This window comes from Leptolyngbya sp. PL-A3, assembly GCF_039962325.1.
Classification (GTDB): Bacteria; Cyanobacteriota; Cyanobacteriia; order Elainellales; family Elainellaceae; genus Vacuolonema.
On sequence record NZ_JAMPLB010000013.1, the window covers coordinates 132,681 to 154,582 of the forward strand.

Annotated in this window: 15 protein-coding genes and 1 pseudogene; 6 read left to right on the forward strand and 10 right to left on the reverse strand. The window is 51.9% G+C overall.

Annotation, left to right across the window (positions count from 1 at the left end):
* Positions 1–214: 214 nt before the first annotated feature.
* Together NDI52_RS12650 and NDI52_RS12655 are read right to left on the reverse strand one after the other, a co-directional pair.
* Entirely contained in the window at positions 215–715 is a 501-nt protein-coding gene (locus NDI52_RS12650; protein ID WP_190773468.1) for a hypothetical protein, read from the reverse strand.
* 775 nt (positions 716–1,490) lie between these two features.
* Positions 1,491–2,312, reverse strand: a complete 822-nt coding sequence (locus NDI52_RS12655) for an HAD family hydrolase (RefSeq protein ID WP_242035753.1) — start codon at positions 2,310–2,312, stop codon at positions 1,491–1,493.
* Positions 2,313–2,943: 631 nt separating this feature from the next.
* Between NDI52_RS12655 and NDI52_RS12660 the strand changes: the two genes are divergently transcribed.
* Together NDI52_RS12660 and NDI52_RS12665 are read left to right on the forward strand one after the other, a co-directional pair.
* Positions 2,944–4,590: a peptidase M15A gene (locus NDI52_RS12660; RefSeq protein WP_190773467.1), complete on the forward strand. Its 1,647-nt coding sequence runs from the start codon at positions 2,944–2,946 to the stop codon at positions 4,588–4,590.
* Positions 4,591–4,674: 84 nt separating this feature from the next.
* Positions 4,675–5,421, forward strand: a complete 747-nt coding sequence (locus NDI52_RS12665; RefSeq protein ID WP_190773466.1) for a hypothetical protein — start codon at positions 4,675–4,677, stop codon at positions 5,419–5,421.
* A gap of 260 nt (positions 5,422–5,681) precedes the next feature.
* On the opposite strand, the gene NDI52_RS12670 is transcribed toward NDI52_RS12665, so the two are convergent.
* From NDI52_RS12670 to NDI52_RS12685, 4 genes are all read right to left on the reverse strand, one after another.
* Positions 5,682–6,563 (reverse strand): class I SAM-dependent methyltransferase, encoded by an 882-nt coding sequence (locus NDI52_RS12670; RefSeq protein WP_242035754.1) that lies wholly within the window; start codon positions 6,561–6,563, stop codon positions 5,682–5,684.
* A 95-nt stretch (positions 6,564–6,658) separates the two neighbouring features.
* Positions 6,659–6,988 carry an MGMT family protein gene (locus tag NDI52_RS12675; protein WP_190773465.1) on the reverse strand — a complete coding sequence of 110 codons (330 nt, stop codon included), beginning with the start codon at positions 6,986–6,988 and terminating at the stop codon, positions 6,659–6,661.
* 664 nt (positions 6,989–7,652) lie between these two features.
* Complete coding sequence (locus NDI52_RS12680; protein WP_199307785.1) at positions 7,653–9,164, reverse strand: ATP-binding protein; 1,512 nt, start codon at positions 9,162–9,164, stop codon at positions 7,653–7,655.
* A 148-nt stretch (positions 9,165–9,312) separates the two neighbouring features.
* Entirely contained in the window at positions 9,313–9,657 is a 345-nt protein-coding gene (locus tag NDI52_RS12685) for a DUF4870 domain-containing protein (protein ID WP_190773463.1), read from the reverse strand.
* 171 nt (positions 9,658–9,828) lie between these two features.
* Here NDI52_RS12685 and NDI52_RS12690 point away from each other — a divergent pair, with 171 nt between their 5' ends.
* Positions 9,829–10,695: a DNA/RNA non-specific endonuclease gene (locus NDI52_RS12690; protein ID WP_190773462.1), complete on the forward strand. Its 867-nt coding sequence runs from the start codon at positions 9,829–9,831 to the stop codon at positions 10,693–10,695.
* On the opposite strand, the gene NDI52_RS12695 is transcribed toward NDI52_RS12690, so the two are convergent.
* Positions 10,692–11,561: an anti-sigma factor gene (locus NDI52_RS12695; RefSeq protein WP_190773461.1), complete on the reverse strand. Its 870-nt coding sequence runs from the start codon at positions 11,559–11,561 to the stop codon at positions 10,692–10,694. The two genes, NDI52_RS12690 and NDI52_RS12695, sit on opposite strands and share 4 nt — an antisense overlap.
* Positions 11,562–11,598: 37 nt before the next feature.
* Positions 11,599–11,937, reverse strand: coding sequence for a hypothetical protein (locus NDI52_RS12700; protein ID WP_190773460.1), 339 nt, complete (start codon positions 11,935–11,937; stop codon positions 11,599–11,601).
* 455 nt (positions 11,938–12,392) lie between these two features.
* Between NDI52_RS12700 and NDI52_RS12705 the strand changes: the two genes are divergently transcribed.
* Entirely contained in the window at positions 12,393–12,656 is a 264-nt protein-coding gene (locus NDI52_RS12705; RefSeq protein ID WP_190773459.1) for a hypothetical protein, read from the forward strand.
* A 382-nt stretch (positions 12,657–13,038) separates the two neighbouring features.
* On the opposite strand, the gene NDI52_RS12710 is transcribed toward NDI52_RS12705, so the two are convergent.
* Positions 13,039–14,286, reverse strand: coding sequence for a hypothetical protein (locus NDI52_RS12710; RefSeq protein ID WP_190773458.1), 1,248 nt, complete (start codon positions 14,284–14,286; stop codon positions 13,039–13,041).
* Positions 14,287–14,990: 704 nt separating this feature from the next.
* Here NDI52_RS12710 and NDI52_RS12715 point away from each other — a divergent pair.
* Together NDI52_RS12715 and NDI52_RS12720 are read left to right on the forward strand one after the other, a co-directional pair.
* Positions 14,991–16,199 carry a low temperature requirement protein A gene (locus tag NDI52_RS12715; RefSeq protein ID WP_190770906.1) on the forward strand — a complete coding sequence of 403 codons (1,209 nt, stop codon included), beginning with the start codon at positions 14,991–14,993 and terminating at the stop codon, positions 16,197–16,199.
* Positions 16,200–16,452: 253 nt separating this feature from the next.
* Positions 16,453–21,429 carry a CHAT domain-containing protein gene (locus NDI52_RS12720; protein ID WP_190770905.1) on the forward strand — a complete coding sequence of 1,659 codons (4,977 nt, stop codon included), beginning with the start codon at positions 16,453–16,455 and terminating at the stop codon, positions 21,427–21,429.
* Between the two features lie 380 nt (positions 21,430–21,809).
* On the opposite strand, the pseudogene NDI52_RS12725 reads toward NDI52_RS12720, so the two are convergent.
* A pseudogene (locus NDI52_RS12725) lies at positions 21,810–21,902 on the reverse strand (IS5/IS1182 family transposase); the annotation flags it as partial.

Below are 21,902 nucleotides of genomic sequence, written 5' to 3' on the forward strand. Positions count from 1 at the left end.
CAAGGCAGGAGCCCAAATATTCCGTCGTTCTCCAATAGCAATATCAGCGCTTCTGTCCTGGATAGTAGCCTTAGGCACTCTGGTTGGAACAGGTCCATCTCTCAAGAGCCTATGCATAAGCGCTGTACTTAACGCACTTGCATATTGCTATATAAAAAAGTGTCCACCCCGCCGGGGTGGACACGCTGTGCATCCAAGGAGTAGAGATCAGAAGTTAGACTGCAACGAAATTGCTGGAAGTTTCGCCCAGTACGCTACCAACAGTGCCCTGGGACACATAGCCGGCCCGTTCGCTGCCGAATTTACCAACAAAGAAGACCCGAATTAGCTTCCGACCGTTTTCGACGTAGCTGTCTTCCGGATTGGTCAGATAGACAATGCTGTTGGCGCCAGGGCCATCGTTCATTTTGGCACCGGGTTCGTAGTAAGCGGCCAAACCCTGGCTCAGTTCGGAGGTGTTCCGCAGGCGGTAAGCTTTGCCCTTGGTCATGCCGCCATCACTAATCTGCTTCAAATACAGAGATTGAACCCAACCTACGGTAGGCTCTTTAATTTGAGCCAGTCCATCGCCAACAATTCCGGTCAATTTCAGCCGTTGGTCGGCGGCCAAGCTCATAACTGTAACGCTCAGATCGGTGTCACGATAGACAGCGATAGTGCGGTTTGGTGCACGCAGGGCATCAATTAAATCTTTACGCTCGTTAATAGCAACCATTGGTGTAATTCTCCAGAACGCTTGAATATTTTTCAGGAACGGTCAGAATTGTGACTCTTCACAGCGTTGATAAAGGCACAAAACGTCTCCCGCGGTTGACATGTCCATTCTGTAGAGAACAGAATTGCCAGTTGCGGTGGGGAATGAGACATCAGAGGTTTGGGAAATCTGAGTCGATTAACTCAAACGCTCCATTGGAGTGATCAAAACCTGTAGAGGGAGAGATTTGCTGTAGGGGAGGGGGCAATCGCTAGAGCACAAGGGCTTAACGCCTCTCCTACAGACTTGTTTTTTACCGGGGCCAGCGGGGTAAGTTTCGGTCTAAAAGAGTAGGGTTAGACAGAACCGCCGGGTTTGAGCATGGCTTTGCAGGATGCAGGGGGTGCTTGTTGCGGACCATGGTCGGCTTTTGGTTTTACCGTGGGCGTCTTGGGTGACGTCCGTGTTTCTTACAGGTGACAAAGAAAACTTCACCGGTTTGTCCTGCCATTTCGGAAAAATTTGACCTCTTTGGCAGATACGTTTAGCCAAGGCTTCTGAATGTGTTGATTTTACGGGCACTTTAGCCTCGTAAACTTGTTGAATTGCTTAGGAACACACAGGACTTACGCATTTGTGTTGTGGGTGGGGTGCGAAGCACCCCACCCACAACACAAATACAATATGGATAGCCGCCTTGCGTAAGCCCTGACACAAATAAGACAACCTGTAATTCTTGAATTACAGGCTATTGAGCCCATGATCCTTAGTACCGCGAAAACTAAGAATCCTGGAGTTAGGGTTTGGCGACCGCCGCTGAACGATCGCCCACTTCCCCTTCCATAAAATTTTTACGGCTTTTCAGTAAATACTCGGCCAGTTCAGCAAAGCCCTCAACCTCTGCATGGGGAGTGATGAAGCGGGGGTAATGGGTGAGGCGATCGCCATAATGCCCCACATTTGCCACCCCCACTGAATAGGGGAAGAACTCACCATTAAACAAGCTCTCATCGTTAGGGCTGTCTCCAACCGTAACGACGTGTTCCGGCATGAGATGAGGGAAATGAGTGTCCAGAACACAGCGGAGGGCCGCCGCTTTTTCCTGTTGCGGTAGTTTGATGTGGCATTGCACTGTGCTGTAAGTGAAGCCCCAACCTTCAGATTGGCAGCGATCGCTCATCCAGCTCAAATCTTCGTCGCTCAATCCATGCACATCAAATGTCCAATCTGTCAGACGGAAGCGATTGTCGCTAGCCTCCTGCAAGTGGGGGAAGCGCTCCTGAAGCAGGCCAAACATTTCCGCTAGACGCAGCCGATGGTCGTTGAGGTGAGTGATGGGTACCAGAAGATCGGGGGGAGTATCGGGTTGGTGGAAGAACAAGCCCCCATTTTCAGCGATCGCCCCCACTACTGGCATGTAATGGGCTACGGCCTCCACCCAGCCACCGGAGCGGCCTGTCACAATCAGGACGGGGAGATTCGCTTTTGCGAGTTCTTCCAGGGTGTGCAGAAGCGTTGAGGTGTACTTGCTTCGATGGGTGAGGGTGCCATCCATATCAGTGGCAATCAGGGCGATCGCCCCCGCTTGTGTTTGATCCCAGGTCTGCAATGGTTTCAATGAAACACCCCTACTCCTCAAAATTTTTGGATGTTGCCTAATCCCAGTGCCTCTGGTTTTTGCTGCTGAAGCAGCGCCATGAACCAACAGTGATCAGCTGAAACTTCGAAGCCAAGAGAAATGATCTCTATGGCTTCGAAGTGTGGGATCGGCTGTCAACCACCCTCAATTAAACCGCCAGTTGGGCTGGAAGTTGCTGCAGGTCAGTGGAAAATATGAAACATTATTGAGTGACCTTATACGGCTTAGGAGATTTCCAGTAATGAAATTACCCCCAGAATGTTGGTGCTTTGCCCGCTTCGCGGGCAAAGCACCAACATTCTGGGTAAATTCTTATGCAGAAACCTCCTTAAGCCTATAGAACCGTATTACGGGAGTATGCCAGCATGGTCTTGTCCCAAAACTCAGAACCATTGTTTTTTCGTCGCTTTGTGACCAAAAAACAATAGTTCTGAGTTGTGCTTTTAGAAAGGTGCAGGACGTGAGTCTATCCAATTTCATGGTGGAACTTTGTGCAGGACTGGTAACGTTGAAGGCGAAACTGTAGATAAGGCTAGCCCGTTTTTAGAGGGCGATTCTACAATTCCACTGATTGACGTGGCTTGCGTTCAGGTTTGTTTTTGGGGCTGCTATGGGATTTTTGACAGCTGCACATCGGCATCACTACTACATCCAGGAGGCGACACGGGCTGGCATTCACCTCCCGCTTCTGGTGGCGCTCTACGCCGTTCATCAGTCTCCTTTGCTGGAGGATGGTGAGGTCGGCTTGGGCATCTCCCCAGCTCACCAACTGGGACGCGATCAGCTGAAAACATTTCCACAACAGGTCAAGGTCGCTGCTACCACCCTGCGTAGCATCACCAGTCGCCTGACGGCTCAGGGCTGGAGTGCGACGGATATGTGGGATGAGGACAACGGCTCCTATACCGATCGCTTTTTGCAGGCGATCGCCGATGGCTACTCTCCTCCGGTCACAGATACAGGGGCAGGCCTGTTGGAAACAACGGATTTAGAAGCGTTGAGGACGGTATACCGGGCCGAGGTCAATCTGTCCTATCAGATGGCTGAATTGCCCTACAACCTATCCTTCCTTGACGGAGCCCTATTGCGGTTTGCTCAAAACCTCGTCGATCACTACCAGAGTTTGGATTACCAGCGCCAAGCCTTGCTGGAGGCCGTGCGGCTTTGGCGAAAGTTAGATGACGTGCCCCTTGCGATCGCTGCCCTCCAGGCCGATAGTGATGAATCTCTCAGCCTGGAGAGCACATTGGATCGGGTGCTGCTGGATGTTATCTCCAAATTACCGGATAACTACGCTGGGTACCCGCATCAGCGGGAAGCCCTGTTGCGGTTGGTGCAGCTCTGGCGGCAGGTAGCGACACGGGAAGGGGCGATCGCTTCTCTGGAAACCAACGATAGCGCCGAGATCGCGCCCGGTAGCCTGGATGCTGCTCTGATCGCCTTCGTGCTAACCCTGCCACACCACTATCAGGGTAAAGGTGAGCAGCGCAATACTTTGACTGAAGCCTATCGACTCTGGCACGACCTGGATTCGCGAACCGTCGCGATCCGCCATTTGGGCATTGATCCCAAAGCTCTGATTGACGCCACCCCCGACGCCCTGGAAAGTGCTGCTCGCCAGCTCGATCGGGCACTATTGCAATTTATCCGAACAGTGCCGACGCAATTTAATGAATCGGATGCGCAACGGGTAGCCTTGTTAAAGCTGGTGCAGTTGTGGCGGCACTGCGATAACTCCTTCCAGGCGCGACAAACCCTGCTGGAGGATTGGCAACGGATGGAACGGGCAACCCACCTATCCGAGGATGCTCCCCCGGCTCCAGTGCCCTTACCTGCTCCATCGCGCCCAGTAACCTGGTCGCTCAATAACCTGCAGCTGGATGCCCCAATTTTGCCCCATAGCCGTTTTACCTGGGCCATGGCAACCCAGGGCGGCATTTGGGTGCCCGATACTCAGGAAACCGTGGATACTATTGTCGCCTTAACAGAATGTTTGCAGGAGGTGAGCGATCGCCTTGGGCGTTCTCTTCAGGTGGCTCTCTGGTATGTCCCACCGGGTATGCCTGTGGGAGTGCCCGATCCAGTCAGCGATCGCCACACCACCGGAAACGCCATCAAGCTCTACAGTCCTGGCCTCAGCGCCAACCAACTTTACTGGATGTTAGATCCGTGGTGGGCGGGTGGGTTGGGCCGCTGTAGCCAGTTTCCGCATTTGATTCACCTGGATAGGGGCGATCGCACCCGTTGGCTACAGTAGCGTCTTACTGTATGATGCATTACCCATCAATTCAGGGAATTCTATAACTAATAGGAATGTCAAATCCATTCAATCTACCCTGCTATGGCTGACCACCTCATTCTCGTTGAACCAACGCTGGCACAGGCCCCGCCTTCCCAACCTAAGGGAGGACAAGTCTGGATGTATTCCACGTTAATGATGGTGCTTCTACTGGTGGGTCTGGGAGCGTACAACTACTACATGGTCAAGAAGCTTAAAAAAGAAAAGCGATTTGAGGAGTATAAGAATCGCGAATTACAAAAGAAGCTCAAACTGGCCCTAAATACCATCAGCAAGATGGAAAAGAACCCAGACCTGGTTCACTCCCGCGAATTTAACCTTGACTATCTGCGGATGCGGATGGAAGAGGAGCAGTTTCACTTTGCGATCGTTAACCAAATCAAGATCAAGGTCAAAGAAAAAATCACGGTTGCCCTACGGCCTCATCAGGCTGAAGAGGGCAATTTGGGGATGGCCAGTGCCAGCCGCCAAGTGGATGAGATTTTTGACGTTGAATACAACCTGTCCGAGTCGCCCACTGGTAAGAAAGGCGTCCTGTTCCGAATTCAAATCAAGTTGGCAAAGATCCCAGCTCAGCCTACCTCCGTTACGGTTAAGCAGATCATTGAATGCATGACGACCTTTATGAGCCAGGAGGCTGATGAAAATTGGCAACCTACAATTCAAGGGCGAATTGCTTATATGCATTGGGATCAGAAAGCGAAGCCTACGCCATTACTTGTGCTGGAGCAATCGAATGAGGGCGTTAATGTAACGTTCCGCTCAACTCGCATTGCTGCTAAGTCGTAAAAGCTAGTAGGCTGCGGCCTAAGTTCACAACCTATGTTTTGTGTGGGGTGCGAAGCACCCCACACAAAACATAGGTGATGGATTTCCGCCTCAGCGTACTAGGCTTGTCCTTCTGTAAAAGAGGGTGTTGAGGTTTACCTCAACACCCTCTTTTGCGGGGCTTTCTGCTGATGTAGTTCACGTTTAGGTGAGATGTTTTCTGCGGGGACATCTCACTTAAACGTGAACCGTTTCTATACAGGCGGAGCTCATATCCGTTCCTATCCATCAGCCATGTCGCTGGGTTTTGAAAAAATCAACACATGCTGCTCGGGTAAAAAATCTAGCGTTTCATCCCAGTGCAATCCTACAGCAGCCATTTCTCGTTTGACTTGCTTTTGAGTCATCTTGTGCAGCGGCTTAATTGGCAATAGCCAGTTCTCCCCCCGGTACTCCACCATGACGACGCGGCCTCCGGGTTTGAGGGCTTTAGCGATCGCCTCCATCATTTCGTAGGGATATTCAAACTCGTGGTACGCATCCACCAGCAACGCCAGGTCTACTTCCCCAACGGGCAGGTTCGGGTTATCCGGTTGCCCAAGGATAGTCTCGACATTCTCAGCTCCACTAGCTGCCTTGAAAAAATTCAGCATATCCAGCATCTCAGGCTGAATATCGACGGCAATGACGCGGCCCTGTGGCACAAAAGGGCTAATTCGCAGGCTGAAGTACCCTGTTCCGGCCCCGATGTCGGCTACCACATCGGTTGGCCTGAGCCCCAGGGCGTTGATCAAAGCACTGGGTTGTTCTTCTAACTCACGGTTGGCTCGCTCTAACCAGGCCGCTCCGCTATGGTCCATATAACGGGCGATGTCGCGACCCATATAGCGTTTGCCGGTGCTATCGCGGGTATGCAGTGTCCGGTATTCGTAGCGATCGGGAACTGGAGTGGGTAGGGGGTCTGGAGGCAGAAGGTCGGGGGATATCAGGGAGGAAGGCTCGTCAACCAGGAAGGGTTGGGCAAACATAGGGGCAGCAATGGCTATGCTCGCTGAGTGGGGAGCGATCGCCCACCCACCTAACCCATTACTGCTCCACACCAACATTCCCAGAGCAAAGGCTGTAATCCCAGTTAGAATCCTGCGGCTGATAGCGATAACCATGTTCCTTAAGACAGAAGGAGTGGATAAGTGCTTCGCCTTCACCAACTCCTTGTGCTTTGAGGAGCATAGCTGGGCGTGTAGCTGCCGGACACCGTTCATGGATTGTTCTCCAGTACGTCAGGTCGCCAAAGATATTCTCGCAGGCTGAGGGTACCATCGGCACGGAATTGAATTCCTTCAGCCTCTAACAATACCCGTTGCAATGCATCACTTCCGTTACGGAACGGTGACTCTGACACTCGCCCTTGAGCATTCACCACCCGGTGCCAGGGAACATCTGAGTCAACGACCACTCGATACAGAGCGTACCCCACCAGCCGAGCTTTACCATACATCCCGGCCAGATCGGCTATCTGTCCGTAGGTTGCTACCTGCCCGTAGGGGATCCGACGCACCACGTTATAAATCACGTCATAGGTTCTCATCGTCCCATCTACACCAATGAACCACATGCATGAAACAGGATAGTAGCCCAATAAACTTCTTAAGTTTTACAAGTTAAAAAGCTTATGCAACGGGCTTGCTACCTCATAAAACCTTCATACATTTTTGTGTCATATTTCAAATCTGTGGATGGGATGTGGTGAAAGGGGTATTTCGTTTCCCTTTCACCACATCCCATCCACACGTGTGGAACATTCCTCATTTTTGTGAGGCGTGCTGTATGAGACACCTTATAAGAATGCTATACAGCTGTCTGTTTTTGGTTGAGATGCTTGCTACACAGACATCTCAACCAAAAACAGACAGCTGTATAGCCGGATTTTGTATAAGGTTTTGGGCGATTGAATTGTCTTAGGTATATATGCCAGTTTTAAAAAGTGTCACGTAGTTCTCGACAAAACCTTACAAAATCTGTATTTTTTATAATGAAAGTGTGAGGAGTGCGAAAGGCTTCTGGGGTCGAAACACGGAAAGACTCCCAGAAGCCTTTTTGTTTCTATCAACTTCCATCTACATCATTTTTCAATTGACATTAGTTCGGACAGTTTTTCTGAAACCCTTGATTTTGCGTGCGCTTCGCGCACGCAAAATCAAGGGTTTCAGAAAAACTGTACAGAGTATTGAATTGAGTGATGTACGAGGGTATTACATCAAGGGTAGCCATACCTTAAACTCAGTGCCTTCTTGGAGTGGAGCGCTCTCCAAGGGGGTAGAGGAGGGCGATCGCAACTCCAGACGTCCTCCATGCCGGGCTGTAACAATTTGGTAGCTCATTGCTAAATTCGTTTCCCGAGTCGCGCGCTGTTCCACTGAGAAGGAATCCTGAATCTGCTGGTGCTGCCAGGGGGAGAGCGGTGGGCCATTGTCGGCAATGCAGATGACTACCCAGCGGGAGGCTGTTGAACCTTGAAGATCAGAGTAAACTTCAGTCGTAATCGTAATTTCAGGTTTTGCAGGAAGCTGACAGGAAGAAGGAGTGCCCTCATTCCATTGGGCTTGTAGAGCTGGATTGAGCAGCACCTCAACGGCACGGCTGAGCAGACTGATGAACACCTGGCTGAGTTGGCCCAGATAACAGGGAACCGGTGGCAAATGACCGTACTGGCGAGTAAATCGAATTTCGCCGGTCAAGCGGCTTTCCAGCAGTAGAACAAGACTGTCCAGGCAATCGTGCAGGTCGGCGGGTTTAGGGTAAACCTCGTCAATGTGGCAAAACGTTTGCAGGCTGCTCGCTAATTTTTTGAGGCGACTGGCTCCCGTTTGAATGCTTGTCAGGGTGCGGGGCAAGTCAGCTTTCAGGTAATCCAGCTCAATAGACTCTTGCAGGGCGGCGATGTCAGCAGGCACCTCACCCCAAGCGGCATCATAGGCAGACAACAGCTCCATGAGCTGGTTCACATAGTCTGACAAATGAACTAAGTTACCCCAAATAAATCCGACAGGGTCGAGAATTTCATGGGCCACACCATCTACCAGGCGTCCCAGAGCCGCCATCTTTTCGTGCTGCACCATCTGCAAGTGGAAGCGCTCAAACCGAACCTGAGTTTCAATGCCGCGAATTTGCCAGTCAGCCCGATAGAGTTCGTGAATGTCTAGCAGACACAACAGACCGTCCTCACGCTGCACAACGATAGGGTCAGGGCGTTGTTCGGGCGATCGCCGCAGAGCCTGTTGCACCGCCTGTAGGATGGGAGTTTGTGCTGGCAATAGCAGATAGGGGCAACGGGCATAGCTATAAAGCACCCGCATCGGTTGCGCCAAAAACCACTCACTACCATAAGGTCGTAACAGGTATTCCAGAAATCGCTGCCGTGCCATCAGCCCCAGCAATTGTCCATCCTGTTGCAGGATGACGCCGGGTACCTCCGGATACTGCTCAAATTGATTGGCGACTTCGGTAGCTCGTGTGGCACCATCGACGGCCCACCAGTGCAATGGCAAATCCCCAACCGTGGAGTTGAGGCTCAAGGGGTTCGTGCTGGCTTCAAATTGAAAAGGGCGAGGCAACCCGGCATTGGGAAGGGGGATAGAAACCATGGGACGGTAGCGCAAGAACTTAAGTGACGGAATACCAGACAGACACATCCCGTGGAGAACGTGTGGTGAAAGGGATGCAATACTTTGTTTCAGCGACAAAGTTCCTGGTAGCTTCCACATGAAGTTATCCAGTGAACTGTGTGTTTAGAATGCCCAAGGCGTAATCATTATACTCATGCCCCTTTTGTGGGGAGGGACTCACGACATGTGCCGCTCTTAAAAAAATCAGCCCCTGGCATTAAATGCCAGGGGCTCACTCGTTATTGTTTTACACCACTCGGAAAATGAAGGGGTAGCGGTGGACGTAGTCTTGATTACCTAAGCACTGAACAATAGCCCAGATCGGTAAGGCCCAGTGATATACGAAGAAGAAGGGCACAATTAGATACCCCACCAACAGAAAGACCAAAATGCCGACGATGATACCCCACAGCCACACATTCAAGTGAAAGTTAATCGCTTCTTTTGCGTTTTCTTTCACAACTGGGTCATCTGAGACAAACAAAATGGCAATGGGAATTCCGATGGAAAAGATGAGCGTACTAATAAAGATTGACCCATGCGATAACGCGGTTAAGAGTCTGCGCTTATCTGGATCGTACGTGCTTTGCATCCCAGGTGCTCCTTATTGGCGGGTCATCCTCACTCATTTATCCTATCGTCTAGGGTATAGGACCCACAGGGATGTTAACCGTATCAAAAGTAGGGTTTCTTCCCGTAATTGCGTTACATTCAAGACCAAGGTGCCACCCGCTAACGGCACACATCAACAAGCACGTAAGCTATGGGTATCTGGCGATCGCACCAAAACTCCACAAGCCACAGTCGATGGGCCTGGCTCATTGCCTTACCTCTGCTGTTATCGGGCTGCACACTATTTGCTCCCTCAGCTCAGCGGGTAGAGAACGTAAATCTGTTGTTGGGTAATCCCAGTGGTGCGATCGCCGACCCCGACAGTGCCAACAACTATCTCATTGTGCGGCCCCAGTATGTCCTGTCCTATGGCCGCGATCGGGCGATCGCCAACTGGGCCAGCTGGCAGCTCACCCGTTCCTGGCTGGGGAATGGGGAACGGCCTCCTTTCCAGGCGGATCGCTCCCTGCCGGAGGGCTGGTATGTCGTCACCCCTAACGATTACTCCGGTAGCGGTTTCGACCGGGGCCACCTGGTGCCCGCCGCCGATCGCAACCGTAGCCCTGAAGACAGCGCTGCTGTTTTCCTGATGACCAACATCGTGCCCCAGGCGCGAGACAATAATCAGGGGCCATGGAACGCCCTGGAAACATACTGCCGACAACTGGTTAATCAGGGCAAAGAGCTTTACATTATCGCTGGAGCCTCAGGTATCGGAGGCGTGGGAGAGCGGGGGCCACGGACAACGATTGGGCGTGGCCGAGTGACGGTGCCGGAGGTTGTGTGGAAGATTATTGTGGTGCTGGATCAGCCCATCACCTCAGCAGAAGAGATTGGAGCGGGCGATCGCGTCATTGCTGTAATTTTGCCCAACGTGGAAGATATTCGCGAAAATGATTGGCGACAATATCGCCAATCTGTAGATCAGATTGAACGGTTGACAGGATACGATTTCCTATCAACGTTGCGAGATGACGTGGAGGAATCCCTGGAGGCTCAGACGGATGTACAGCGCTAGAGTTCGCTGGTCAGAACCCTCTCCGGCTTCATGGTGGCTGTGGATTGTAGAGGTTCAATGTTGATGACAACCGTGGTTGCCTCGGCCCAGTAGGGATTCATGGTCAGCTTTAGCAACACCTGACCCGAGGCATCGGGAGTAAAGGTGGCACAGTCAAATTTTTCGCCAGTAGTCGCAAACGCCCACATGCGGTAAACCATGCCGCTTGGAAGGGGCTTGAGATTTTGTAAGGTCAGCATTGCCACATTTCCATGCGGAGCCAGTACCAGGCTTCCTGTAGGAGATTGGGTCTGGCTAACGGGTTGCAGATTGAGCAGACGGTTTTGGGGCTGCTGGAGGATGGCGATCGCCCCTTCATATTCCTGTACCTTCTGGCGAGAGGCCATGAGTTCCTGCTGCAGCCGATAGTTACCCAGGCCCAATCCCAACAAAACGAAAGCCGCAATGCCGCCAATGCTCCAGAGCTGGCGATCGCCTAACCGCCGGGGCCGGGCACGTTGCGGCTCGGGAGTCGCCGCTTGAAGAATGCGATCGCGCAGAGCCGCAGGGGGGCGATCCGCCTCAGGCGTGGAGAGGGAAGCGGCGGATTCTAGGGGAAGGTGGGGTAGAGAACCGGGTTGAGCGTCCTGAAACATGCGATCGTCAGGAGCAATAGGAGCACTATCCGCCTCAGCCGTGGGGAGAGAAGCGGCTGAAGCTGCCATAGAAAGGAGGGCCAGCGTGGAGCGGAGCTGTTCTACCTGGGCGATCGCCTGAGAGTCTTGGGCTAGATACTGTTCGACAGTCGCCTGCTCATCGGGGGTGAGGTCACCCAGGACATACCCAGCCAGCAGCTCGTCGGTGGGGTCAAAAGCGGGTTGAATCATGGTCAGTTGCGCGGGTCTTGAAGCGATTGATGGAGCATCACTGCACAACGATCTGATCCGCGATGTCTGGATCTGGAGACTGGCAACCCATGGGAGCTACAGGGGTGAGAAATCCTCCGGCCTCAATCTTCCACCCGAGAATTTTATTCGCTGGGTTGCAGGGTTCCGTCAAGATCATTTTGATGTCCTGTCCACCATCATGTTCTAACGTGTCCAGGAGCTGTTGCTCGTCTGCAGAACCGGCCTGTACAGAAACCGGCACGATTTCTACCTCCTGACGGAGACGCCAGGGCCGACCTGTTGTGACTGCGTAGAGACCATCTAAGGCGATCGCCCCCACCAGCCCTAAAATTATCAACCCAACCCGTTGCTCCATGGCTTTATTTTTTGAAACCCACTCCTAGCATGGCATCTGTATCCACAGGATTCAAGCGAGTATCCGGCTTTTCTCCAGAAATCTACACCAGGGTTTACGTTGTGTGAACTTACGTCCATACAACGTAAACGAGTGAGATGACCCAATGGATTTAAATCTGAAAAATCGGATGGCGTTCTAAATGCAAAGCGCTGTCAGCAACGTAATTCTCTATGACCAATGGATATGGATGCCCTACTGCGGCTTTGCGGAATAAGAGTATCTCTCCATGATTCTAATAGTGAGACAATCCTCACTCATGTTGGTCGGCTGGAATGTGCCGTCATATTGATGCCAACGCCCAGGACTCGTTGCTCAGCTCAGCCCAGCGATCGCTTTTTATCAATTGCATCTGCTGTAAATCCAATCTCATTCAATAGCCCATCGTCACTTCCTGGCCCCCGGAGGTAACAGCTATGCCAGATCTTGCTGAGTGTCCCAGTTGTGGACGCAAAACGCTTGTTGTTCGTAATCCTGATTTGTATCAATGTATTTTGTGCGATTTCAAGCGTGATTTATCGAAAGTTGAAAAACGCTCTCCCAATACTGAACTTCCGTGGCCTCTGTTCATCATCTTCCTCGTCCTGGTGGTGTTTCTGATGGACTCTGGCTTGCAGCCCTCCCGTTCTGAGCGTCCCCAACGGGATTCGGTTGTGCCTCAAACTCTAAGGTCTCTGTAATCAGTAACAGATTGGGGCAGTGTTATAGGCTGCCCCAATCTATCCAGAACGACGGACGTTTTATTAGCTTTTCAGGTTCAGAGTGTTTCCAAGTGCCGCGCGTTGCACAGCACTTGGAAACACTCTGAACCCAAGTTGCCGTTTTATAGGTGAATTTTACTCACCTATAAAACGGCAACTTGGGGCCTGCTGACGTTACTAAAAATGTGTCAATTCTGACTTAGGATCGTGCATTTAATAACCTGTAATTCTTTTTGTGGGAGTGGCGGCTCTGCCGCCACTCCCACAAAAAGAATTACAGGTTGTTTTGTTTCTGATCCTTAGGTGATTTCTGGAAAAGAACTTCCCCCAAAAATGGGGATATTATTTCTCGGAAATCTCCTTAATTGACCGGGCCATCGATGGCAGGAACCCCGGGAGATGGAGACGGGTTGCGTTGCGTTGTGGGAGTTGAGGTTGTGGATTGTGCAGGGATTGGAGTAGCAGCTGGAATGGCGGATGGACGTATTATCCGTTCCATTTCGGCATTGCGTCGCTGGGCTTCCTGCTGATAAGCCTGGTCGCGCCAGGTATCAATGTACCCGCGAGCTTCTCCATATAAAGCTCGTCCCCAGCTCACGTTGCTGGCCTCGCTAATAGCGCCCTGGAGATCCCCCTGGTTCGCTAACTGCTGAGCTCGCTCAATGTAGGGGCGGTCTTCTAAAGTCTCCATTTGCTGACGCCATTGGGCGATCGCCTGCTGCGCCGTGTCGTAGCTGTCTGTGCCATAGAGGATGCCTTGGGCTTCGGCGATCGCTGCTTTTAATGCTTCCACATCACCACTTTGGGCCTGTTGTTGAGCCCGCTGTAGCCGAGAGCGGTCTTCCTCTTCCTGTTCTCGTTCCCACTGAGACAAAAAATCTTCAACGTTTGCAGGGGGAGCGCTGGGGGGGCTTTGGGCGATTTTGGGTTTATTCTTGTTGTTTTTCTGGTTATCGCGGGCTACTTGAAGCTGACGCATCAGTTCCCGGTAGCGCTCTGTTGTCCAGTAACGATTGTCTAATTGCAGCAGACGACGACCCACTGAAAGTGCTTCGTACCACTCCTCTTGTTCAATGGCGGTTTGGCCTTGCTGATACAGCTCCTCAGCTGTTTGCCAGAGGTCTTCCCAGGCTTGCACGGTTTGCTGTACCTGTTGGTAAGGACGGATGCGGGAGGGGACCTGTTGGGCGATGTCGATAGCCCCTTGCAAGTTGCCATTCTGAAACTCGGCTTCCGCACGTCGCAGGATTTCCTGAGCCCAAATGTTGATCAGGCGATCGCCCTCATCCCGCAGTGGGTGTTTTCGATCGATCGCATTGGCCAATAAGATAGCCCGTCGTAAGCTTTCAGTATCGTGCTTGCTGGCTAACTGCTCTGCGCAATAGATCTGGTGGGATGGGGGTGACTGACGAGCGTTAAAACACTGGGGTACCGCCGGGATCTGCATCAGTTCGGTTAGCGCAAAAAAGGCGACCCCAGCGGGCAGTATTAGCAAGCCGGAAACAACTACCCACGACTGCCAGCCCCATGGGCGGCGACGTGCTGAGGTGGTAAACTCCAGATTCCTGTCTGAGGAAGCGTCGGAGGGGTGATGGGGAACTAAGCTCATCGGCGAACCCACAATCCTAATCAGTGAACGCAGACGACCCTGCACGAAATCATAGCCTTGAGAAATAGCCTAGCATCCTCCCTTTAGGAGGAGACATTAGGGTCCGGTTTATCTGGTTTATAAGGTTGATTTTTTAGTGCAAAACGTATGAATAAGCAAATTCAAGTAGCTCAGTCTAATTGGATATAGCCTCAAAAGGCTGTGCTGCCCGTTTAGCAGATGGTATAGCCATTTAGACCTTACGTTTAATCAATACTCTGGACAGTTTTTCTGAAACCGTTGATTTTGCGTGCGCGAAGCGCACGCAAAATCAACGGTTTCAGAAAAACTGTCCGAACTAATGTTTAATGGCACACCTAACTGGTATGCGGTGGCTTAAGTTTTCCTATGTTTAGAGCTGAGGGTGCCTTACAACTACCATCTTTGAACATCAAGTTGATTTCTTTTGGTGAAGTAGTAATCTTTCACTAAAGGAACAAGGAGTTGATGGGGTGTGCTTTGCAGGCCCCATTAACTCCTCGAAACTCCTCAATGAACAAGGGTTGCTCGACGAAGTACTGGGGCACGACTGCTGCTTTATCAAACTTTGTAATCGTTTCTATAGAAAACTATTTGTTGCTAAGTGCAGGGTATAAAGTGCATAGGAAATGACTGGTTTTGGTGCACTTTATACCCTCAACTCAGCAACGGCAAAAACTATGATCATGCCGCACTGGTTTCACGCTCCGAAGCTCCGGGTGGGCAATGGGCTGGAAGACGAGTCCCGTCGGGCAACTTGGCTGGAATTGTTTCTAGATTTAGTGTTTGTGGTGGCGGTTGCTCAGGAAGCTCATTACTTGAGCAAACACCTTTCGATGATGGGTTTTTTGGGCTTTTTGTTACTCTTCCTGCCTCTGTGGTGGGCGTGGATTGGAATTACCTTCTACTCCAACCGCTTTGATGTCGACGATGTGGGGCATCGCCTCCTGACGGCTGTGCAAATGCTGTTCATTGCAGCCATGGCGGTCAACATCCACGACGCCTTAGGGGAAAGCTCCGTTGGTTTTGCACTCTCTTATGTGGCGGTGCGAGTGGTGCTGGTGTTGCAATACATTCGGGCAGCACGGCACCTGCCTTCGGCGCGGCAATTAGCGACTCACTATGCTACTGGGTTTGCGATCGCCTGTGCCATCTGGCTCTTCTCCCTCTTTTTTCCCATTCCTTACCGCTTTGTCTTCTGGGTGGTGGGTATGGCGATTGACATTGCCACCCCGTTAACAGGAACCCGCTATCAGGCCAACCTGCTGCCTCACCTGGAGCACTTGCCCGAACGTTTTGGCCTGTTTGTGATTATCGTTTTGGGGGAAGCCATCGTGGCCGTAACCAATGGTGTCTCAGAACAGCATTGGGAACTCCTCTCCGTACTGACCGCTATTTTCGGCTTTAGCATCGCTTTTAGCCTGTGGTGGATTTATTTTGAAAACGTTGGTGGGCAAGCTCTCCGAGATGCTAGTCGCTCGGGGCAACTCAAAATTTTTCAGTTCTGGCTTTATGGGCACCTGCCGTTGGTGATTGGTATCCCGGCGGCTGGGGTGGCCGTAGAGCATGCGATCGCCCACGACCCAGCAACTACAGCTCTCCCCTCTGAGGTGCGCTGGCTGTTATGTGGTGCGATTGCCTGTTGCATGCTGGCCCTGGGGCTTCTACACCGGACGGGGATAATTTTCCGTTGCCAGGTACGGGCTCGTTATCGGATGGCAGCATCAATGGCGCTGCTGGCTCTGGCAGTTTTTGGCTACAGTCTACCCCCGGTTCTGGTGGTGGCTCTTGTAAGCCTGATTTGTATTTTCCAAGTGTTTCAGGATTATTACCAGGGGCATCCGGTGGCGACCATATCTGTAGAAGAGCCCCAGGAGAAAGGCACGATTTCCTGAGTTGATACTCATCTATTGCGTTCTATAGCAATCGTTACAAAGGAGAGAGGTGGGGCTTTATCCTACTTCTCTTCTTTTCAGGGCTTACGCGAACTCAGATGATGTAGCTGTACAGGGTACAAACACCACTTATTCATCGCATAGGCACTTCGTCAAGGGGACTAATGCTGTAAGTTTTTTTAACACTTTGTTACCTTAATATCTTCTCCGTAGATAATTCCCTTAGGAGTTTTCCCTGGCTATCTATTGCGGGATGATGTCTCTCATGCATCGGCGATCGCTTTCAATTTCTGTTTCGCTCCTGTTCCTGCTTCTCGCTTCAGCACCCTTATTAGCCCAATCCATTACTTCTGCCGGTGATGACACAGGCACGCAAGTATTACAGGAGGGCGAACGCTACACCATTACCGGCGGTACCCGTGCCCGCGAAAACCTTTTCCATAGCTTTGAGCGATTGGGGCTGGATGCCGATGAAATCGCTACCTTCCTTGCCCAGCCCGATATTGAAAATATTTTGGGACGGGTGACGGGGGGAGATGCCTCTATTATTAATGGTCTGCTTCAGGTGCAGGGTGGTAGTGCGAACCTGTATTTGATGAATCCTGCCGGAATTGTCTTCGGCCCCAATGCACGGTTAGATGTATCGGGTTCCTTCTTCGCAACGACGGCAACGGGTATTGGATTTGGCGATCGCTGGTTTAATGCCTCAGGCGAGAACACCTACGGCGATCTGATAGATACGCCAGATAGCTTTGCATTTTCCCTGATCAATGGCGGAGCGATCGCCAATTTCGCTGACCTGGCTGTTCAACCTGGGGAAAGCCTGAGTCTATTGGGAAGTACGGTGACTAATACGGGTAATCTCTCCGCGCCCGGAGGCACCATTACTCTGGCGGCAGTGCCCGGTGGGAATCGTGTGCGCTTGAGCCAGGCAGGTAGTTTACTGAGCCTGGAGTTGGATGCCCCCGATGGCACTTGGGATATGACCCTGAACCCGGTCGCCCTGACGCCGCTCTCATTACCGCAGCTACTGACCGGTGGTAACGTGGGCACCGTCTCCCAGCTCACCGTGAACTCCGATGGTAGCGTTCGATTGCATGGAGCTGATGTACCCGTGCAGGATGGAACGACATTAGTGGCTGGAACCCTCAATGCAGCGGGAACGGCGGCGGCAGGAATTCATGTGTTGGGCGATCGCGTTGCTCTCCTCAATGCCACGCTGGATGCATCTGGAACCAATGGTGGTGGCACCATCCGCATTGGGGGTGACTACCAGGGGAGCGGTTCTGTTTTCAATGCATCTCGTACCTATGTCAGTCAGGGTTCGAGTCTTGCCGCGGATGCGTTGAACAGTGGCCCGGGTGGACGGGTAATTCTGTGGGCCGATGATACGACCTACTTCGCAGGCACCATTTCAGCGCAAGGAGGTTCCCTTTCGGGGAATGGCGGTTTTGTAGAGGTGTCGGGTGCACAAGATTTGGTGTTTCGGGGAACGACGGACTTGAGGGCTCCCCAAGGCTTGCTCGGTACTCTCCTGTTAGATCCCACCAACATTGTGATTGTCAGTGGAACGGGGGGAGCCGATGATGGCCAGTTGGATGCTGACGTTCCTGCCGGTGAGCTGGCAGGGCTAATTTTGGCAGGGCAGGATGCCGACGCCTACACCATTTCTGAGGCCGCGCTGGAAGCCCTGGACGGTAACGCTAACGTTGTCCTTGAAGCAACCAATGACATCACCATCAATCCGTTAGCGGATGGGTTTTTGACCTTTGCAGCCGGAACTGGAACCATTACCCTGACAGCGGATGCTGATGGTAGTGGGGTGGGCTCGTTCATCATGCAGAATGCCACCAACACATTGCAGGCATTGGGGCGATCGCTCACGATTACAGGGGCCGGAATTAGTGCGGGCAATATCGACTTAGGCGATTCAACCGTTGCACCAGCCGGAGCCATTACCCTTGTGGCCAATAATGGCAATATGACCGTCGGTTCAATAAACACTGCGGCCAATGATGATTTTCCTGGGGATTTCAATTATCTAAATGCAGGGGATGTTACCCTGCTAGCTCCCAATGGCAGTATTACCGCCGGGAATATTAATGCCAGTACCTACATCACAACTCGCTTCAGTGGTGATGGGGGTACGGTTCGAGTATCTGCCAGAGATACAGTTCAAACTGGGACGATCAATACGCTGAGTGGGGGTGGCTTTGGGGGAACCATCACGCTCGAAAGCAGCAACGGTTCTCTATCGACAGGTTTACTCTCGTCATTGTCATTTGCAGATGGAGGCGGTCGAGATATTACCCTGACGGCAAACAATGGTTCCATCACGACGGGAGCGATCACCGCTTACGGTAACACGACCCGCGTTGGAGGCGCGGTCAACCTGACGACGGCAATAGGGACTATCACGACTGGCACGATTGAAACCGACAACAATGACATCTTGCTCCGGGGAGACGTTGTGCTCAATCGTGATATTTCCTTAACGAATCGGAACTCAACAGGTGCTATCGAGCTATCAGGTTCATTCAATGGAAATTATGCTTTGACGGTGGATGCTGGTGCAGGAGCCGTGACGTTCAGAGAGGCGATCGGCAGCACCGTTCCTTTGGGCAACCTCGTCATCAACAGTACCGGAACGACCCAGTTTGGCAGCACGGTGAATGCGGCGAGTATCCAGACCAATGCCGGGGGTGCCACTCAACTAAATGGTGACGTGACGACGAGCGCGTCCACAGGTCAGAACTATGGCGACGCGCTAACGCTGGTGGGTGATATTCGCTTAACTGGCTCAGAAATTGACCTGGGTAGCACCGTGTCGGGAAGTGGCAACCTGACCTTGCAAACGTTTGAAGAGAATGGGGCGATCGCCTTAGGCGGAACCGATAACAACACTGTAGCTCTAGATTTAACCACAACAGAACTGGCACAGATCCAACCTGGTTTTCGTTCAATTACCATTGCCGGAGCCAATGGTACCGGCACCATCACGCTAAATGACACGAGCGCTTTAGGGAGAACACCGACGCTTTTACGTGGTTTTTCTACCCTTGTTGGCCCCGAACTGGAGACGACGTGGCGTATCACGGGCCGTAATCAAGGGCAAGTTAGCGGCCTTAACTTTGCGGCCATATCCACCCTGCAGGGAGGACGAGGTGACGATACTTTTCAATTTAATACAGGGGAAACTTTTGTTGGCAGTATCGCAGCTGGGCTGGGAAGATTGCGCCTTGCTGGAATGACGGTCAATCTCGATAATCCATCGGTGGATTATGACATTTCTGCATCTGGCCCCGTTGTGATTGAAGCTGCTCAGGGTATTCAGGTGGGCGGCATTGAAGCTTCAGGTAGTGCAGGTCCAGGGCAGCGAGTTACCCTAACAAGCCGTAATGGCTCTATTACAACAGGGGACATTACCACAGCCGGAACCACGGGCGGGGATGTTACGCTCAGGGCTGAAACCGCTATTACAACAGGGGCGATCGACGCATCGGGTCGTATCGGCAATGGCGGGAATGTAACCCTGGATCCTATCGGTGATGTTCAAGTCGGTTGGATCAATGCGGAGGGCGGCGACAATGGTATAGGTGGTACCGTTGACATCACCGCGGGTCGCTTTTTTCGTGCAACGGATTCCTTCTCCAATCGGAACGGTCAGCAGGCCAGTATTTCCACTGCGGGTGGGTTCGGCGGTGGGGCAATCACCATTCGTCACGGCGGCAATGGTAGTATTCCCTTCTTCATTGATGACGATTTTGGCGATAATGGCAGCCGCGCCGCCATTACCAATGGCACCGATACCTTTGACGTCGGAAGCTACTTCTTCAACAGCGCAACCCGAGGAACGGTCAGCATCTTAACGAATAATCTACCTGACTTGGAGGAGCCTGAACCGCCTGTATGCGAGGCCAACTGTGGGGCCACGGAAGAAGGTCTACCTCCTGTAAACGAAGAGACACCTGTAGACATCCCCACGGTTGTAGAAGCGCGCGCAATGCTTCTGAATCTGGCCGAACAAACGGGTATTCCTCCAGCTTTGATCTATATCAGCTTTGTCTCGCCTGAGATTCAACTGCCAAACGGCTTTGCCGACCGAGAGGCGATCGCCTCCCATCAATTTACCGACTACTTAGAGCAGGGCAACCCTACCAATACGCCTCTACTGACGGTGCAGCCCAGCGATACGGATGAGCTGGAACTTATGTTGGTGTTGCCCAATGGCGACATCGTGCGCCAACGGGTTGCCGGGGTAACACGAAGCATGGTGTCCCAGATCCGGCGGCAGTTGGTGAATGAGATTACGGCACCGAACCGATTCCGTTCCAATCGCTATCTTGCTTCAGCCCAGCAACTCTACCAATGGCTGATTGCTCCGTTAGAGGATGAATTGGCATCCCAGAATATTGGCAATCTGGCCTTCATTCTGGATAGCGGATTGCGCTCAATTCCCCTTTCTGTGCTCCACGATGGCCACCAGTTTTTGATTGAGCGGTACAGCATCGGCCTGATGCCCAGCCTCAGTCTGACCGATACGCACTATCAGGATCTCCGCAACGTACCTGTTTTGGCAATGGGGGCGTCAGAGTTTGATACGTTACTGCCACTTCCCGCTGTTCCAACCGAACTGACTGTTGTAACCTCTGCTGTCCCTAACAGCATTTTCTATCTGAATCAAAACTTTACCCAGGCGAATTTGCTGAAAACCCGATATGAGCGTCCCTACAGCATTGTGCACTTAGCGACCCACGCCGACTTTCAAACGGGAGGATTGCAAAATTCCTACATCCAGTTTGGCGATCGCCGCCTCCCCCTCAATGACCTGCGCCAACTGCGTTTGAACGAGCCACCTGTCGAGCTGTTGGTGCTGAGTGCCTGCAAAACTGCTTTAGGCGATGACCAGGCTGAACTGGGCTTTGGCGGCTTGGCGGTACAAGCAGGGGTGCGATCGGTATTAGCGAGTCTCTGGTATGTCAGCGATACAGGTACCTTGGGCTTTATGAGTGAGTTTTATCGCCAGCTTCAAGAATCTCCGACCCGCTCAGAAGCTCTCCGGGAAACCCAACTCTCTATGCTGCGTGGTGAAACACGCCTTGAGGACGGCCAGCTCATAACCCCTCATGGCGTCACTCCCTTATCTCCTGGCCTGGTAGGAACCAATGATATTGACTTATCCCACCCTTACTTCTGGGCATCCTTTACCATGATCGGCAGCCCCTGGTAAATCCCGCCTTCTAGGAAGAAAGTGTTGTGTTTTATCTCGTTAGTGCATTGTTGCGTGTTGCGTGTGAAGCACACTACACAACAAGGTGCCCACCCTGAATTCTTGTAGCGGTGTAAATGTTGATGATTGGCGATCGCCCCACAACTTTCTCACTACAATGCTTTTCCTTTGAAATGTATGTGCAGTTAACAGAAATCGTCACTGAAGTGACTGAGCATCATGAAATATAAAACCCAAAATGCTCTATCAAATGTGCTGTGGTGCATCACGCTTCTTTAACTGAGTTTGACATTCGTTAATCACTTCTTTGCTAACCAACATCTACCTCTCGTTAGTCACCTCAATTCACCCATCCACTCCTATAGAGCCCATTTGATATCTTAAGAAGGGGCTGAAAGCCTCTTCAGCATTAGCCGGATGAAGCAAAGATCGATTTGGGCTTTGGCGTGAGATAAAGTACGCTCAAAGTTCTT